11 protein-coding genes and 1 pseudogene are annotated in these 16476 nt (G+C 58.4%); 4 read left to right on the top strand and 8 right to left on the bottom strand.

Annotated elements, in window-relative coordinates; all coding sequences use genetic code 11:
* Positions 1-27: 27 nt before the first annotated feature.
* Positions 28-931 (bottom strand): annotated as a pseudogene (locus ABQJ48_RS22775) (glutaminase).
* 272 nt (positions 932-1203) lie between these two features.
* On the opposite strand from ABQJ48_RS22775, the gene ABQJ48_RS22770 reads away from it, so the two are divergent.
* Together ABQJ48_RS22770 and ABQJ48_RS22765 are read left to right on the top strand one after the other, a co-directional pair.
* Positions 1204-2235, top strand: a complete 1032-nt coding sequence (locus ABQJ48_RS22770; RefSeq protein ID WP_367840263.1) for a TRAP transporter substrate-binding protein — start codon at positions 1204-1206, stop codon at positions 2233-2235.
* A 77-nt stretch (positions 2236-2312) separates the two neighbouring features.
* Positions 2313-4142, top strand: coding sequence for a TRAP transporter large permease (locus tag ABQJ48_RS22765; RefSeq protein WP_367840387.1), 1830 nt, complete (start codon positions 2313-2315; stop codon positions 4140-4142).
* 260 nt (positions 4143-4402) lie between these two features.
* On the opposite strand, the gene ABQJ48_RS22760 is transcribed toward ABQJ48_RS22765, so the two are convergent.
* The 4 genes from ABQJ48_RS22760 to ABQJ48_RS22745 form a co-directional block, all read right to left on the bottom strand.
* Positions 4403-4933 (bottom strand): hypothetical protein, encoded by a 531-nt coding sequence (locus ABQJ48_RS22760; protein ID WP_367840262.1) that lies wholly within the window; start codon positions 4931-4933, stop codon positions 4403-4405.
* A gap of 46 nt (positions 4934-4979) precedes the next feature.
* Positions 4980-6392, bottom strand: coding sequence for a pyruvate kinase (gene pyk, locus ABQJ48_RS22755; protein ID WP_367840261.1), 1413 nt, complete (start codon positions 6390-6392; stop codon positions 4980-4982).
* 328 nt (positions 6393-6720) lie between these two features.
* Positions 6721-8130, bottom strand: coding sequence for a four-carbon acid sugar kinase family protein (locus tag ABQJ48_RS22750; RefSeq protein ID WP_367840260.1), 1410 nt, complete (start codon positions 8128-8130; stop codon positions 6721-6723).
* 6 nt (positions 8131-8136) lie between these two features.
* Entirely contained in the window at positions 8137-9414 is a 1278-nt protein-coding gene (locus ABQJ48_RS22745) for a ribulose-bisphosphate carboxylase large subunit family protein (protein WP_367840259.1), read from the bottom strand.
* Positions 9415-9615: 201 nt separating this feature from the next.
* On the opposite strand from ABQJ48_RS22745, the gene ABQJ48_RS22740 reads away from it, so the two are divergent.
* Together ABQJ48_RS22740 and ABQJ48_RS22735 are read left to right on the top strand one after the other, a co-directional pair.
* Positions 9616-10494 carry a LysR substrate-binding domain-containing protein gene (locus tag ABQJ48_RS22740; RefSeq protein WP_367840258.1) on the top strand — a complete coding sequence of 293 codons (879 nt, stop codon included), beginning with the start codon at positions 9616-9618 and terminating at the stop codon, positions 10492-10494.
* A gap of 207 nt (positions 10495-10701) precedes the next feature.
* Positions 10702-11481, top strand: coding sequence for an SDR family NAD(P)-dependent oxidoreductase (locus ABQJ48_RS22735; RefSeq protein WP_367840257.1), 780 nt, complete (start codon positions 10702-10704; stop codon positions 11479-11481).
* Positions 11482-11758: 277 nt separating this feature from the next.
* On the opposite strand, the gene ABQJ48_RS22730 is transcribed toward ABQJ48_RS22735, so the two are convergent.
* From ABQJ48_RS22730 to ABQJ48_RS22720, 3 genes are all read right to left on the bottom strand, one after another.
* Positions 11759-11959, bottom strand: a complete 201-nt coding sequence (locus ABQJ48_RS22730; protein ID WP_367840256.1) for a hypothetical protein — start codon at positions 11957-11959, stop codon at positions 11759-11761.
* Positions 11960-12168: 209 nt separating this feature from the next.
* Complete coding sequence (locus ABQJ48_RS22725) at positions 12169-13635, bottom strand: hypothetical protein (RefSeq protein WP_367840255.1); 1467 nt, start codon at positions 13633-13635, stop codon at positions 12169-12171.
* 748 nt (positions 13636-14383) lie between these two features.
* Positions 14384-14815, bottom strand: coding sequence for a hypothetical protein (locus ABQJ48_RS22720; RefSeq protein ID WP_367840254.1), 432 nt, complete (start codon positions 14813-14815; stop codon positions 14384-14386).
* Positions 14816-16476: the final 1661 nt, after the last annotated feature.

The following is a 16476-nucleotide window of genomic DNA, read 5'->3' as shown; positions in this document are numbered from 1 at the left end:
TGCCGAATGACCTGGACTCCGGTGTTCTCAGAAAATCGACCGCCCGGTAAGCGTGTTCAACCGTTCAAGCGCCTGGACGCCCGCAAGCGAGTTGCCGTTCGCGTCGAGTCCGGGCGACCAGACGCAAACGGCAAACGGCCATTTCCCCCGGCAGCACCGCGACGATGCCGCCGCCCACGCCGCTTTTCGCTGGCAAGCCAACGCGATACACGAAGTCACCGGCCGCGTCGTACGTGCCGCATGTCAGCATGAGAGCGGACAGGCGTTTGGCCGAACTAGCGTCGAGGATACGTTCGCCAGAGATCGGCGCGACGCCGCCGTTGGCGAGAAAGAGCGCCGCCTTCGCCAGTTCGATGCAGTTCATCGATATCGCGCATTGACGGCAATACGCATCGACGACAGCCTCGGGCGGCATCGCCAAGTTGCCGAAGCTCGCCATGAAATGGGCCATCGCGCGATTGCAGTGTGCGTGCTGCAATTCGGACTGAGCCACGCGCATGTCATAGTCGATCGTCGATTCACCCGTCAGCCGCCGCATAAATTCGACGAGCGCTGTCTCCGCCTTGACGAAGCGGCGGCACAGTACATCGGTGACGACCAGTGCGCCTGCGTTGATGAACGGATTGCGCGGCTTGCCCTGCTCGGCTTCGAGTTGCACGAGCGAACTGAAGGCCGTACCCGACGGCTCACGGCCAACGCGCTGCCACAACGCGTCGCCCAGCAGCCTGAATGCCATCGTGCACGCGAACAGCTTGGAGATGCTCTGAATTGAAAAGCGCGTATCGGCTTGTCCTACGCGATACACGTCCCCCGCCGTCGTGACGACGGCCATGCCGAAGCTGTTGGCGGGCACATTCGCGAGTTCGGGAATGTAGGCTGGAGCGGGATTTTCCAATGCGCAGTCACCAACACGCCATGCGATGGTCTTCACAGTCCGCATCCGCTGCGCCGCGCCGGTAAGTGTCTGTCGACGCCATCGCGTCTCGAACTCGCGCCAGCGAGCTTTTCTCACCATAGGTCGAGATAAAGTCGTTTGTTGTGAGGCGGCACGTCCGCTACTCTAAATGCACGCACCAGTCTCAGCGGGCGCGTCAAATCACAAGCGCACGAACACGCTCCTTCGACCATTGCGTCAGGGAATGCGGCTAAGCATATAAAGCGCGAGTCCTTGACGGACGATTATTCAAATTGTTGGAGACAAACATGGGATTCAATCGTAGAAACTTTCTCATCACCGGAACCGGAGCCGCCTTTGTCGCTGCGACAGGCCTCCTGGATGGTCCGTGGGTTCGGCGCGCCAACGCGGCAGAATTCTCCTATAAGGTCGGCACGAACCTGCCGGCAAATCACCCGCTGAATGTTCGCATTCAGGAGGCATCGGATGCGATCAAAAAGGAGACAGACGGTCGAGTCGACCTTCGGGTGTTTCCAAATAATCAGCTCGGTGGCGACCCGGACATGTTCTCGCAGTTGCGGGCTGGCGCACTGGAGTTTTATACGGTCTCGGGCGCTAATACCCTTTCGACTCTGGTCCCGAAGGCCTCCATCTCTGGCGTCGGCTTTGCATATAAAGACTACGACCAGGTATTCGCAGCATTCGATGGCGACCTTGGCGCCCATATTCGCGGGCTTATTGGAAAGGCAAATCTGATCGTGCAGGACAAGATCTGGAACAACGGGTTCCGGCAGATCACGACCAGTACAAAGCCCATCAAGACTCCTGCTGACCTCCAGGGGATGAAAATCCGGGTGCCGGGTGGTCGTCTCTGGATCTCGCTGTTCAAGTCGCTTTCCGCAGCCCCCGCGTCGATCAGCTTCAACGAGGTCTATTCTTCGTTGCAGACAAAGGTCGTCGACGGACAGGAGAACGCGCTCGCTGTGGTAGACGCCGCGAAGCTCTATGAAGTCCAGAAATACTGCTCGATGACGAACCACATGTGGGACGGCTACTGGTTGCTGGGCAACAAGACAGCGTGGGAAAAAATGCCGCCCACCGTCCGTGACATCGTCTCAAAGCACCTCAATGCGGGGGCACTGAAGCAACGACAAGACGTGATCCAGTTGAACGCCTCCCTGCAAAAGACGCTTGCGGGCAGAGGGCTTGCGTTTAACACGGCTGACGCGAACGCGTTCCGCCAAACCCTGAAATCCGCGAACTTCTACACGGAGCAGAAGCAATTCTTCGGCGACGAAGAATGGAGTCTCATGGAGAAATACACGGGGAAGCTGGCATGAGAACGCAAATGCTGAAAGACGTGGATGACGCGCTCGAACAACAGACCAGCGCAACCGTCCACCACACGACGAAGACGATGCCCCGCTGGCTGTCCCGTGTGGACTTCGCGCTCGGCGTAATCGTCTCTGTGCCGGCGGCACTGCTGGTGCTAGCAGAAATTATCCTGCTTTTCAGCGGCGTTGTGGCCCGTTATGTCCTGCACCACCCGTTAATCTGGAGCGACGAGCTCGCTGCCATCCTGTTTCTCTGGCTCGCCATGACAGGTGCCGCTACGGCGTTGCACCGAGGAAGCCACATGCGCATGACGGCACTGGTCAACCGCATGGGCGAGCACTGGGATCCGTTCTGGGACACCATTTCAATGGTGGCGAGCATGCTCTTTCTCGGACTCGTACTTGTTCCGTCGATCGCTTACATCAAGCAGCAGTGGGACATTCTGACCCCGACAATGGAGATCAATGACGGCCTACGCGTCGCGGCTATCATCTTCGGGATTGTGGCGATGCTGCTGATCTGCGTGGTCAAGCTCTTAGCAATCGGCTGGAAGACTGCTATCACTGGGATTGTGGTGTCGCTAGTGACTGTGTTTGCGCTGGGACATGCCGGACCGGTTTTGCAATCGCTTGGAAACCTGAACCTGGTGATTTTCTTCGTTGGTGTGGTCGGTTTCACCGTCCTGAGCGGAATGCCTATCGCTTTCTCCTTCGGTCTTTCCGTGTTTGCTTATCTTTCGATGTCAACCGCCATGCCGTTGGAAATTGTCGTCAGCCGCATGGACGAAGGAATGTCTCAAATCCTTCTGTTGGCTGTGCCGATGTTTATTTTTCTCGGGCTTCTCATTGAGATGACAGGGATGGCACGGGCGATGATCAACTTCCTGGCATCGTTGCTGGGTCACGTTCGGGGTGGCCTCTCATATGTCCTGGTTGGCGCGATGTATCTGATTTCCGGGATTTCCGGTTCAAAGGCGGCCGATATGGCGGCCGTTGCTCCGATTCTGTTCCCTGAGATGAAGAAGCGTGGCGAGAATCCCGGCGAGCTCGTCGCATTGCTATCGGCAACCGGCGCCCAGACCGAAACGGTTCCGCCAAGCATCGTGCTCATCACGATCGGATCGGTTACTGGCGTATCAATCTCTGCGCTTTTTACCGGCGGTCTGTTGCCGGGGCTTGTACTGGCGTTCATGTTGTGCATGCTTGTCTGGTGGCGGGCCCGAAAATTCGAGCCCACGTCCTCCACGAGGGCCGCGTGGTCGTTGGTCGGAAAGGCTTTTGTGGTATCGATCCCGGCTCTGGCCCTTCCGGTTGTCATCCGCGTGGCTGTGGTGGAAGGCGTAGCCACGGCAACGGAAGTTTCGACAGTCGGCATCGCGTATTCTGTTGTCGCCGGGCTCATGGTGTATCGATGCTTTGACTGGAAGCGCGTTGGCCCCATGCTCGTGGAGACGGCCGCTCTTTCCGGTGCGATCCTCATCATCATTGGTACGGCTACAGCGATGGCGTGGGCGCTCACACAGTCCGGCTTCTCTCACGGACTGGCGGATTTCATGCAGCATCTGCCAGGGGGCGCGTTCACCTTCATGGTTGTGTCAATCTTCATGTTCATCATCCTGGGCAGCGTCCTCGAGGGAATACCAGCCATCGTGCTCTTCGGGCCGTTACTTTTCCCCATTGCCCGGGCTGTCGGTATCCATGAAGTTCAATACGCGATGGTTGTCATTCTTTCGATGGGTTTGGGGCTGTTCTCGCCGCCGTTCGGGGTCGGGTATTACGGCGCGTGCGCGGTCAGCAAGATCTCGCCGAACCTGGGCATCCGTCCGATCATGGGTTATATGGCTGCACTGTTCATTGGCATCGTCGTCATCGCAGCGGTACCGTGGATTTCGACCGGCTTTCTGAAAAGCTAAAAGGCGCCTACACGCAGAAATCGAAGAGGCTGGACCCACGTCCAGCCTTTTTTGTTTGGACGTGCTTCGGGGCATCAGGCGATCGTGGCGATGTTGATAAGTTGATAAGGCCATGACATGGTGGGAAGCAACTATCGCCAGCGCGGATTGGACACGGCGTCAGTGCGTTCCCGCCGGTATCAGGTTGCGGAACAAGAGAACAGAACGGTGCCTTCAACAAGCTCGCCTGTGCCGGCCGATACGATACGCCGGATGGAAGATCAGTCCCTCGTAGTTTTATCGGCGCTTCTGGATTGCTCATGCTGCAGCAAGGCTTCCCCGGATCTGACTACCAACATGCCAAGCAGCTGTTCCAACTTAGCCTGGCATCGTGTGAAAAGCCCCCCGGATATGCCGCTAAGCTGGGCATCGTAGATACATACGATCTTCTCGAGTATAGAGCTAGCGTCCTCACTGAGCGTCCATGGCCCGCCGCCTGCGCGACCGGCAGCAATGGCCTCTATCTCGCGCTCAGCGTCACAGTAAAGCTGATAGTTGCCGGCGCCCAGCCCCTCGTTCCACATCAAATATGAGAGATATGTTGTTCGGATGATTTGATATAGCAGATGCTGGCTGCCGTGGCCGGATTGAAATGAAGCGAGGGCGAGGTGCGAGACTAAAGACAGGTCTTTGACAAGCGGCAAGGGAAGCGGAAGAAGCATCTGTTTGGACAGCGCCGGTCCGCGTCGTGGTTTTTTGAGATTCCGTGCTTTCGTTACCATGGCGGATACCAGCGCCTTGCCGAAACTCATGGGGGCCCGCGCAGCGCGCCCCCATGCCCTGACGTATGAATGAAGATCAGGAAGGGTAGACGATTCTCAGCAGATTACTGATGCCGGGCGTGCCAAACGGAACACCTGCTGCGATCAGGAGCGGTTTGCGGCGGTCGACACCGATCCGATGCGCTGCCGCCGTGGCCTTCGTGACCATATCTTCAACGTTCTCCGCATCGTCGACATGTAAAGGACAGGCACCCCAGGTCAACGTAAGTTGACGCGCAACGGCTTCATCAGGAGTGAGCGACAGGATGCGGGAGGCTGGCCGTTCGCGAGCAATCCGCGTGGCAGTCGCGCCGGAAGTGGTGTAGGCGACGATTGCTGCGACCGGCAACATTGACGTGACGGTAAAGATCGCTGCGCTGATCGCCCCCGGTGCGTCAGCAGAGGCGGGCGGCCTGACTGCTTTCAGCAGTTGGCGATACGACGGCGCATTCTCTGTGTGCTCGATAATCCGATTCATCATCGAAACGGCTTGGACTGGAAAGGCACCTGACGCGGACTCCGCGGACAGCATAACGGCATCGGCACCGTCAAAAACGGCCGTCGCTACGTCGGACGTCTCAGCTCGCGTGGGCACGGCAGAGTTCACCATCGACTCCAGCATCTGCGTTGCTACAACGACAGGCTTTCCGGCCTCCCGGCATAAACCCACGATTCGCTTCTGGATTACCGGGACTTCCTCGGGTGGCAATTCAACGCCCATATCGCCACGCGCAATCATGATTGCGTCAGAAGCCTCAATGATCTCCTCGATCGAATCCACGGCGGACGGCTTTTCGATCTTGGCGATAATCTTAGCCCGGCCTTTGATCAGATTACGCGCTTCGCGCACATCGTCTGCCCGCTGCACAAAAGACAGTGCGATCCACTCTACGCCTTGTTCCAGGCCGAATTGGAGGTCTTGCTTGTCCTTTTCGGTCAGTGCTGGAATGGGGAGGACCACGCTCGGGACGTTGACGCCTTTTCGGTCCGAAAGGATGCCGCCGATGACAACTTCCGTGGTCATACGGGTAAGCGACGTATCGACAATCTTGAACCTCAGCAGGCCGTCGTTGGCAAGCAAAGTATCGCCGATCGCCGCGACTGCGAAGATTTCCGGGTGAGGGAGACAGACCCTCGACTCGTCACCGGGCGCGCTATCAAGGTCAAAGGTGAAAGTCTGTCCTGGCCGCAGATCGACCTTCCCATCTTTGAACCGCGCCACACGTAGCTTTGGTCCTTGCAGATCGAGCAGCACGCCGATCGGACGACCATGTCGAGCCTCGATACGGCGAATTGCTTGCAGTCGCTGAGCCTGTTCCGCATGGCTGCCATGGCTCATGTTCAACCTGAAAACGTCGGCGCCGGACACATACAGGCTCTCAATCAGGCTTTCGGCGGAGCTTGAAGGTCCGAGCGTCGCAAGGATTTTCGTAGAACGGTTTCTATTCATCGATGAAGATTCTCAGGTTGCGGAAGACTTCGTGCGGAAGGGACGAGGAATGGAAGCGGGCCGGAGATGACGCCGCTCGGGTAAGCGAGCAACTACCGCCTTCCGATGTGACGACATTGCAGTCGGTCGATCTGTACAGGGAACCTATGCGATCGAGACTTGCTGCGCGTGACTCCGTGCCAAGGTCCTCCTGTTCGCAATCGCCGAAGCGTCGGACCGTTGTCCGACGTTCTTGATTGACCAACGGGAACGCGCTTTAGGTCGCGGTCCCCGTTAGCATCTACTTTGCGGCGTGAAGAAAGTGTGGCTGCGCCGCGGGGCGCGGCGATTATCTTGTGGTGCCATCCCGGGCGATGACGAAGAAGTTTTCGTCGCCCATTTGGCCGCCCTTGAGTGCAAGCTGAAGGTTTCGCAAATGAGACTTATCGGAAAGCACACGGCACAATGGCGCGCCTGCGGCGAGGCGGCCATCAATCTCAAGCGCGTCGGGCCCAAGAACCTGTGTGACTTGACTCGACGTATCGCCGCCTGAGAGAACCAGGCGGCGCAAATGAGTGGCCTCAAGAACAGCATTCGCGACCGCGCCAAGCCGTTGGCCTAGCAATCGACCGCCTTGATGCCGAGCGTCGTCCTGGGTCAGTCCGTCGGCGGTGAAGTACTCAAGCATTTCGGCGATGCGTGTATCGCTTGGCCCGCGGGCAGTGTGCATAATGACACTGCGCCCGTCGCTGAGCAGTGCAATCGTACGGCCGACGATATCTTGAGCTGTTTGCTGCCAGGAGTCTTCTCGAACAAGCGCTTTTGCGTCGATGGCAATTTCGGCGAAGCCTGCGGCGATCGCCGTGTCAATCTGTGCGGAAGACAGCGGGGACGCACTCCCCGAGATGGCAAGAATTTGACTCGTGGGCGCGATACGATCGTAAGATCGCTGCGTATTGGGAAGCTTCCCGAGCTCACGCCACCATTGGGTCAGCGCGTATTCGACGCCGGACGAGCCGATGGTAAATATGGGACCGACGGTTGTAGCGTAGCCGTCAAGGATGCGACCGACTTCGGTTAGATGACGTGCCGTGACTGTATCGAGCAAGATTCCCGCGTCGCCCGTCGAAGTTGCCTCCGACCACGCCCGGTCTATATCTTCGCGAGCACCTTCCAGACTTGGCAGGAAGATGCCGGAGAGAGGCAAGTCTGTCTGCCGCGCCAGATGACGCAAAAGGTCCCCCTCGACCATCGGTGTGACCGGGTGGACGCTCATGATCGGATGGCGATCGATTCGATAAGTCTTGTTGTCGGTACCGGATCGGGCAAACAGGTTGCCAAACGCGCAGTAGCGCTTCAATGCTGGAGTACCGGCAACAATCGGAACTGGATACCGCGTGATTCCAGCGCGGGCTATCTCCAAAGCTTTTCCGATGCTTCCTATCGCCGGGCCACTATCGAAAGTTGAACAGACTTTGTAGTGAAGGATCGGAGCATTCAGGGCGCGCAGAGCCTCGAATACCGATGGAAGGGATGCTTCCATTTCGGACGGGCTCATGCCTCGACTGTCACCCGCCACACCGATAGCGTCAAATCCGCCTAGTTGCGACAACCTCTCGGAGGAAGGCGCTTTCAAGAAAAGGGCGCACCGCAGCCCCGCGAAAGCTAAGACTTCCAGAGCGTCAGTCGATCCGGTGAAGTCGTCGCCGTAGAAAGCCAGACGCAATGCCGCGTCCGATTGTTCGGATTTTGCACTCATCTCGGATCACGCCGATTGGAAGTGAGACAGGGCAGCACGCAGTGCAGGCCGGGACTCCGCGAAGGTTTTCAGATCTACTCCTTCGACTGCCGCTTCCCACCCTTCTCGCATACTGGCAACACCCGCGGCGATTCCGTGCGGATGTCCGATGATTCCGCCGCCGGCCAGATGCATCAGGTCCACGGAGCCCAGCTGGGCATACAGGTCAGGGGCTTGAGACGCCCACTGGCCCGATGAAAAAACTGGCATCAACGGCTGCACACCCGCGAACGGTGCCAGGCAGGCACGGGCCGAATCGATGACGGATGTATCTGGCTCCCAGAATTTGCTGCGAATGCCGTTGACGTGCAGATGATCTACTCCGGCAAGTCGCCACAACTTCTGAAACGCCTGAAAGGAGAACCCGAGTTCCGGACAGCGTGTGAACGCACCCCAGCCGTTGCGGTGGCCGTGGATAGGTAATTGGGCATGCGTTCGAAGATGCTCGACGCCAGCAAAGCCAACCCAATTAATGGAAACCATCACGCACGTACCGCCTGCCCGCAGAACCGCATCGTGTCGGTGGAGCATCTCGTCGATTGTGCCGGAGATGTTGATCGCATACATCGGCATGCGACCCATGCGGTCGGCGTGGCGATGCAAGACCGGCATGACGGCTGCGAGACGCTCATTAAAGCTCGCGTATGCTGGATCGGCGAGCAGCTCGTCATCCTTGATGAAGTCGATGTCTGCGGCGCAAAGACTATCGACGATTTCAGCCGTCTGCTCCGGAAGCAAGCCAATGCTCGGCTTGATGATCGTCCCGATCATTGGTCTGTCGTAGACCTTGGCGAAGTCACGGGTTCCGCCAATACCGAATTGAGGGCCGGGGAATTGTGCCGCGTACGTTGCTGGTAGATCGACGTCAAGCAGGCGCAGCCCTGTCACTTCCCCTAACTCAAACAGGTTGCCTGCAACAGTGGATAAAAGGGTGGGCAGATTGGGGCCAATGTTGTCCACCGGAAAGGCGATCTCGATCTCGCCTCGGTAATAGACACTCGGCAAACCCTTCCGTTCGACGTGAGCACTGCGCAGCGACGGCTCGAGAACGGGGGGGTGCGAATCCACCTTGACTACACGAGCCCGGGCACGATTTTTCAAAGCATCAGTCTCTCCCGGGAGCGCGAGAAACGTCCCGCTGGACTGTTCGCCGGCGATGACTTCAGCGGCTTTTGAAATCGGTACTGAGCTTTCGACGAAATAGCGGGCAGTGAATTCCGCTCTGTGATGGGAGATTTCGACCATGTTTTACTCTTCGTCCTAGAATATTCGAGCTGAAACCGGGCGCATGGACTTACCGTGGGAAGCATGCGCTTAAGCCGGGGATGACCAGAATATAGATTTGACGACTTGCGACATCAAACGATATGATTTCTCGACGCGGAGCGAAAAACTCACAATAGGCCACTTCCACAAGCCGTGGGCCTCGGGCCCATAGGAGCCCACGTGCCTCGTCTTTCATTGAATGCGCTGCGCGCCTTTGAAGCCACAGCTCGCCTGCGGAGCTTCGGTGCCGCCGCCGACGAGCTCAGCGTGACTCATGGTGCGGTCAGCAGACATATCCGCGCACTCGAAGACCAGCTGGGCGTGCTACTGCTGTCACGCAATGCGCACGCGACTGAGCCGACGCCAGAAGGGGCGCAGATGGCCGAAGGCCTGAGCGTGGCGTTTAACCTTATCCAAAAGACCGTCGATCAGCTGAAGCCGGGGCCGTTGACCCTCTCGTGCTCGGCCTCGATCATGATGTACTGGCTGCTGCCGCGCCTCTCAAAGCTGAAAAATGCGGTCCCATCGCTCGAGCTGAGTTTCAACACAGGTCACGGTGAAATCGACTTTACCCGAGACAAGATAACGGTGGCGATACGGCTTTCCTCCATCCCGGTACCCAAAGGTGTCACCCCGATTCCGCTGATAGAGGAATGGATCGGCGCAGTGTGCTCGCCGGAGTACATGCGCACACACCGGATCAAAAAACCGAGCGACCTTGAGCGTGTGCGGCTTCTAGCAACCAATACGCGGCCGTCCGCGTGGGCCGACTGGTACAAGACGACCTCCACTGTGCTGGAAAATCCGCCCGAAATCGCTGAATCGTTTGATCATTTCTACCTTCAGATTCAGGCCGCCAAGTGCGGATTGGGAGTCGCAGCAGTGCCGAGAATGCTCGTCCGGGACGAACTGGACTCAGCTGGTCTCGTCGCGCCGTTTGGCTTTGTCCCTGGCCCTGTGAGCCTCGTGCTGTGGGTTGCTCCTCATGCGGAGAGTCAACCGAAGACCGTCGCCCTGGTGGAATGGCTGAGGAACGAGTTGCGTGAAATGGAGACATGAAGCGTGCATCGGCTTGCTTGCCGGCATGCAGAACCCGTTTCTCCAGTGCGTGATTTTTTCTCACAGTCTCCAGCTTTATTATCCTTTGACCTTGCCGGTTAAGGCTCCAATAATTTGCACACGAGATGGCGCGCAGCGCTGTCATTTGATCCGCTCCAAGGCATCGCACGCGAAGCCGTACAGCGGTCTTACACTGAAGGGGACATCGTGGAGCAGACGGAGCAGAACGGCGCAAACCGCGTAGCCGTGGTCACAGGCGGCGCTATGGGTATCGGTGCAGATTCGGCAGAACAGCTTGCAAGACGTGGCTATCACGTCGTTCTGGCCGATATCAATAAGAGCGCGGCAGAAGAAGCGGCGTCAGGTTTCCGGCGGGCGGGCCTGTCAGTTTCGGCTACTGAGATGGACGTTTCAAACGCCGAATCGATTGCCGCTGCGTTCGATGCGATCGACAAGACGCATGGGCGTTGCGACGTGTTGGTGAACGGCGCCGGCATTGCCAAGCTGGTGCCATTCATAGACTATCCCCTCGACACTTTTCTCAAAACGATGCAGGTCAATGTAACTGGCGCGTTTTTATGCTCCCAACATGCCGCGCGTCTGATGGTTAGGAACCGCTGGGGCCGCATAATCAATATAGCTTCGGTGGCAGGCGTGCGAGCGGTCGGTACAGGACGCACGGCCTACGGCACGTCGAAAGGGGCTGTCATCGCTTTAACGCGCCAGATGGCGGTGGAACTCTGTGACTACGGCATCACCGCTAACGCAATCGCGCCGGGTCCAGTGGATACGCCGATGACTAAGGCACTCCATAGCGAAGAGTTCCGCGCTGAATATTCAAATGCGATTCCGATGAAGCGCTACGGCACGACATCGGAAATCGCCGCGGCCGTCTGCTACCTGGCGTCGGAGGAAGCAGGATATACAAACGGGATCGTGCTTCCGGTGGACGGTGGCTTTCTCGCATGGGGAGCGGGCGCGGTTTGAACGGCATTTGAGGGCTGTTCCTGACGCATTTAGCAGGCGGGGCAGCGTCCTCGACGAGCCTGCATCGGGATAGTAGGTGCTCGGTCCGCACTCCCTCTACCTGCGAGCGCCGGTTATACCCTTGGAAGCGGCCGTTCCGGTTACGGGAGGCTGAACGGCAAGTTAGGGTCGGGCACGCCTGTTTCGTCAGCGCTCGCGCCCACGATCTGACGGCCGCTGGAGAGTGACTCTGGCGCGGACCAGGAGGCGGCCCGGGCCGGAAAACCGACATTGCCAGTCACGCGAGCGCGCGACTATGAGACGCAAACGGCGCCAACGCGATCGCGCTCTGATGCTGACCGGAGCGAGTGCGGATGTGATTGGCCAGTTGGTCGGTCAAGCGAAGACGGCCGCTCGAAAACACGGTTACGGCTTCGTCGATGACAGCGTCATCGACGCCGTACTTGAAGCTGTCGATCGGAAGATGGTACGCAAACACGCCAGACCCGTGTGTGCCTGTTCTCGCCATTAATCACGATGACTGTCTTGTCTTCGCCATTTTCCGTTGAATGATGAGCATCAACGGAAGGCAGCAACGACGATAGGGCCGCCTTTTGGGCGGCCTTATCGTCTACCTGGAGAGCGCACAGTACGGTTCGAATGCCCCTCGCAACTCACGAGACATCCCGTCAGGTCGACGAGTTGCCTTCAACGGTCGTCGCCATCGCGACCCGCAGACGCCGGCCGAGGCGGGCTTACGGTTATGGCGGCGCCAGTAAGTACCCAAGCCCGCTGGCTGGGCGCGAACCGCGGTGCCAGGAAGCCGTCATTGATTTCGCGCGTCACGGCAAAGCGACGGAACGAAGTCGCCGGTAAAAACAGACGGGAATTGTCCGGGAACCCATCGCTGGCAGTATCCACGTCTCCCTCGCGTGCCGATATTACGCCGTCGCCATTGGTATCGACCCGTTTGACTTCGGCCACATAGGCGTCGTACAAGCGCTGCGGGAATGGCGTGCCCGGCTCGAACGATGCCACTCGCACATAGGTGTCCAGGTAGATTTCGTGGGCCAGCCCGCTCGGGATGAAGCGCTGGCGGTATTCCCGCTGGTTATCGGCCTCCGCGTCGAATCGGTCGGGGTCGCGCGGACCTGCACCGCCCAGCGGAGCCGCATTTTTCGGATCGTCACCATAGTCGATCGGACCGTTCTTCACGCCTGCCGGTCCAGAGCCGGGAATCAGTGACGAGAGCGCGCCAACTTTGCCGGCTTCAAAGGTACCGGGGATACCGCCGGTAAAAGGCAACTCGTAGAGTGGATGGATCCAGTTGGTCGTGTAGTTGAATTCCCAGTAGCCGTGACAATCAGACTGCTGCATGCAGTTAAGCGCCCCCATGCTTAGCTGGATCGGCACGATATTGGTTTGGCGGTCGGGGAAGTGGTCGGAAGCGTCGGGAAAATGCGGTGCCCTGCCATCCATTGTGAATAGCCGGCCCGGCAGGTTGTTGTGTTTGCCCATCGCCTGCAAGGCGGCCGCGTCCGCAGCTGTCATTGTGCCGAACTGGGCGTGCCCGTCGGGTCGGGGTCGTGCGACATCCGGCACCTGTAAATCGTGGATCATCCAGCCCTCGTACCAGCCGCTTTCGTTGTTAATCACAAACAGATCTGACAGGTCGGTAAATACATCGATGAAGGCGCGAACATTGTTGGGATCACTGGGCAGCCCAGGCTTCGGTTCGACCACCAGGCGCACCGCCCCGATGGTTGGCAAGCCGCAGTCGGCGCCAGTTGCCGTCAGCATCGCCTGGTCGTTGATGCCCGGGAACCGTGCCGTGAACGGATTGAGTTCGAACCCTGTTGTGGACAGCAGGTAATACTGGAACAGCTGGCTCGGTTTGTCGGCCTCGGCAAAGGCCTGAATCGGCAAATAGGAATGGGGCCGCTCGGCCATCCTTTCGAGAAGATCCTGCAGCGAATCCGGCAGGTGCGCGATGTCGCCGCGCTGACGCACCAGCGCGCCGTCAGCGGCAGCGTTCGGATTCGGATGGCAAGGTGGTGGCGGCTGTTCCGCGCATGCCTGGCCTGCGGCCAACGCGGCGATGAAGGCGGCAGCGGACAGGCTGGCAGCACGAGAAACCAGTGGTCTGAAGCTGCGGGGCTCGAATAGCGATTTCATGACTCCTCCTGAGGTTGACCCGCTTCGACGGACAGATCTGCAGTTAGGTAATGATGTGTGGCTTAACCTCCATTGAAAGTTGAGTCGCGGGGTGTCAATGGTCGGGCAGCGGGTCGCCTGTCACAGAGCATGACGCTGCCTCGCGGTGGCCAACCCGCGATGCGATGTGGCGGGGTGAAATCGGCAAATCGGATGCCGTGAGACACGTCGAGTAAACGAGTTGGAGGATGAGATATTCCGGGCGCGGGTGGAGAATGCAGCGGCAGTCATGGCTGTCGGAGTCCATTGTGCGCTCGTGGAAAGCCTTTCGAGGTCGGCAACTAGCAGTAACAGTGCCCGCTGCCGCTCGCAGTTCGTCGCCGCGACCTGTATGGGAACCATGCGTCGCGCGGATTGCGTCGCGACGGGCGACCGGAGATTCACAAGTTGGCGATAAGACCGCGTCGTTATCGCATCCGGATTGTTCGCATGGGTGGGTTTCATGACAGAGCAAGTTTATGAAGCAAGCGCGTATGACGCGCTCCGCGTACTTGCCACAACATCCGGCTGTATTCGCGCACGACCGTAAGGAAAGCTGAAGAAGTCGCCGTTCGTCGTCGCAGCAGCAAAGTTGCGTCAAGTTGCAGGCGTAACGGCGTCGCCATAGTTTGATCGCGCCACGTCGCCCTCGGCCGGAAGGCCGATTGCTTCCAATGGCGCCTTTGCGCGCGCCGTGAGATCCGGACCTGCTTGCCGCGCGATCCATTTTTTAGCGCACCGGAAGAGCGGACGCTCGATATGGGTTGTTAGGGCGGCGCACCCTGACGTTGGTTTTGAAGACGGCGCGTTTTTTGCAGCGCTGGTGCGCATATCGGAGCAAGCGCTGAAATCGTCGGCTGTCCTGCCGCGCGCCGAGCGCGATGCCTTTTTCGAGCGCCTCTCGACGTAGTACGTCGAGTCTGCGATAACTTTGGCTTGCCCGTCGTCCGCGGGTGCTGGTGCGATCATAAGCCCTGGCCATTTTCCCGCTCATCTGGCCGCTCTTCGGCAGTCGACGAGCAGCACTAAATGTCTCTTCCTGGTACGAACCCGCCCCACATTGAGTTTCGGCGCTCCGCGCCGAGAGGCCCGAAACCGGTCGCTCAGCAGCGGCAGCAATGAGTCGAGTACGGCCGACCCCCATCGGGAAGTAGTCGGCCATGAAGGGACATTTACCAAGCGCTAACGAATGGCCGAAGTTAGGCGGACAACTGACGTCGGAGACAAGTTTAAATGGGTTATAGCACCGCGCGATGGGTGGACAATCGGTTAAGCACGTCTTCAGATAGACGCACGGATCATGGCCTTGATCTGCGCTGATCCTCGACGACATCAAACGCTGCCGGCCCGGCGCAAAGGCAGTGAACTAAGAGACGATTTCACAAAGGCTGGTCTGCCACGCCGGGAGCCAGCTGGCATGCGTAGGGCCGCCGCCGCAACAATATTTGCCCAGACCTCTGCTATCTTGAAGCTGTCGGGTTGCCTTCAAATGAAAGCCGCTCTGAGGTGGGTATCGCCTCGGCGCCGACGATCTGGGAATAGTCAACGACGCATTCATGCGTCATGCGCTCGCTGAGACAGCGCCAAACGGGAGGACACATGCGTGATATTAACGTATGGGCGTACAGCGCGGACTTCGGAACACTCTGCCGTAACGCAAAGCTCGACACATCAACCGGCATAAGTTACCCCAGCGGCGACACGCACGGACAGGCAGGGTGGGATGTTGCTGTTCGATTCAGTACACTGGACGAGCTTGCAAAAAAGCTCTCAGATGGTCTCCCCATGCCCCGTCAGTTCTGTGGGCAACGGTTTAAGGACTGTGAACCCATCGCTCGGGGTGAGATATCGCGATTGGCTATCATGGCGCATGGCGATCACGGAGGCAAAGTAGCTGTAAACGGCAAAGATAGCTCAACTTTCCTTACTGCCGACAACGTGGCCTCGTTCCATAATTCGCTCCACACCATTGGGCTTTATACGCGCGACAAGTCCACAATTCTGCCTACCAGTTGCATTGCTGGGCAAGGAGAGAACGGAACGCGCTTGCTCAAGGCTTTGTCCGGTGTGTGGCCGGGGCGGTCGGTTGTTGGATTTGCTACGATCGGTTATCGACACCCCGGTGTGATGTCACGTTCCGGTGATGCCTGCGAACTGCCCGGCATGCGGGACACGGATGCGCCTGACCCGCTATTCGCGAGTGGCCCTCGATTCGATAGGCTCTGGGGCGACTTCGAGAAGATGCCTTGGGCTTCCGAAAAGTCTATCAACGCAAAAGTTGTATTGAATGGCGTTGTACAGCGGTGTCCTCCCGATGAGAGGTGTACCCCCGCGACGCCTCCTATCAAAAAGCCTGCTCCGCAATCTCCTCGTATGAAACCGAGAAAGTAGAGCCGTGAGTTTGAACGCCAGGACTACGGCGCTGAGGCGAGACGCATTCGGTTGTCGAACGGGTAGTTTCCTTTGCGTGCCAGCTTCCATCGCAAATAGTAGTGCAGTGAGATAACGGCTTCGGAACGGTGGCGGCCCGCACTTGCCGACATTCGTAGCCTCAAGGTTCTGGGGCTTCAGATTTTCAGCAGAGCCTTACGGGCCATCCAGAGGTTGCCCACGTTCAACTACGCGATGGCCGCGGACCAGAACGGCCATTACGACGTAGAGAAAACCCAGTTGCGCAAGCCATGTGCTCAGAGCATTAAACTGTGTGATTCACAGACATCGTTTCAACTAAAATGAAGCGATGGACCGTGAGATTGCGACTCGATTGCGGTGGGTGGCGATGTACCACGAGACCGGTAATGCCGGTCTCGTGTGTGCGCGCTG

The organism is Paraburkholderia suaedae (assembly GCF_040812055.1).
Taxonomy (GTDB): Bacteria; Pseudomonadota; Gammaproteobacteria; order Burkholderiales; family Burkholderiaceae; genus Paraburkholderia.
The sequence above is the reverse complement of the archived record's forward strand: the minus strand, read 5'-3'. Positions and strand labels throughout refer to the sequence as shown.

Excerpts from the sequence above, each read along its gene's own strand:
- ABQJ48_RS22770 (WP_367840263.1), top strand. The coding sequence starts at position 1,204 with ATGGGATTCAATCGTAGAAACTTTCTCATCACCGGAACCGGAGCCGCC.
- ABQJ48_RS22765 (WP_367840387.1), top strand. The coding sequence starts at position 2,313 with ATGCCCCGCTGGCTGTCCCGTGTGGACTTCGCGCTCGGCGTAATCGTC.
- ABQJ48_RS22760 (WP_367840262.1), bottom strand. The coding sequence starts at position 4,933 with ATGAGTTTCGGCAAGGCGCTGGTATCCGCCATGGTAACGAAAGCACGG.
- pyk (WP_367840261.1), bottom strand. The coding sequence starts at position 6,392 with ATGAATAGAAACCGTTCTACGAAAATCCTTGCGACGCTCGGACCTTCA.
- ABQJ48_RS22750 (WP_367840260.1), bottom strand. The coding sequence starts at position 8,130 with ATGAGTGCAAAATCCGAACAATCGGACGCGGCATTGCGTCTGGCTTTC.
- ABQJ48_RS22745 (WP_367840259.1), bottom strand. The coding sequence starts at position 9,414 with ATGGTCGAAATCTCCCATCACAGAGCGGAATTCACTGCCCGCTATTTC.
- ABQJ48_RS22725 (WP_367840255.1), bottom strand. The coding sequence starts at position 13,635 with ATGAAATCGCTATTCGAGCCCCGCAGCTTCAGACCACTGGTTTCTCGT.
- ABQJ48_RS22720 (WP_367840254.1), bottom strand. The coding sequence starts at position 14,815 with ATGGCCGACTACTTCCCGATGGGGGTCGGCCGTACTCGACTCATTGCT.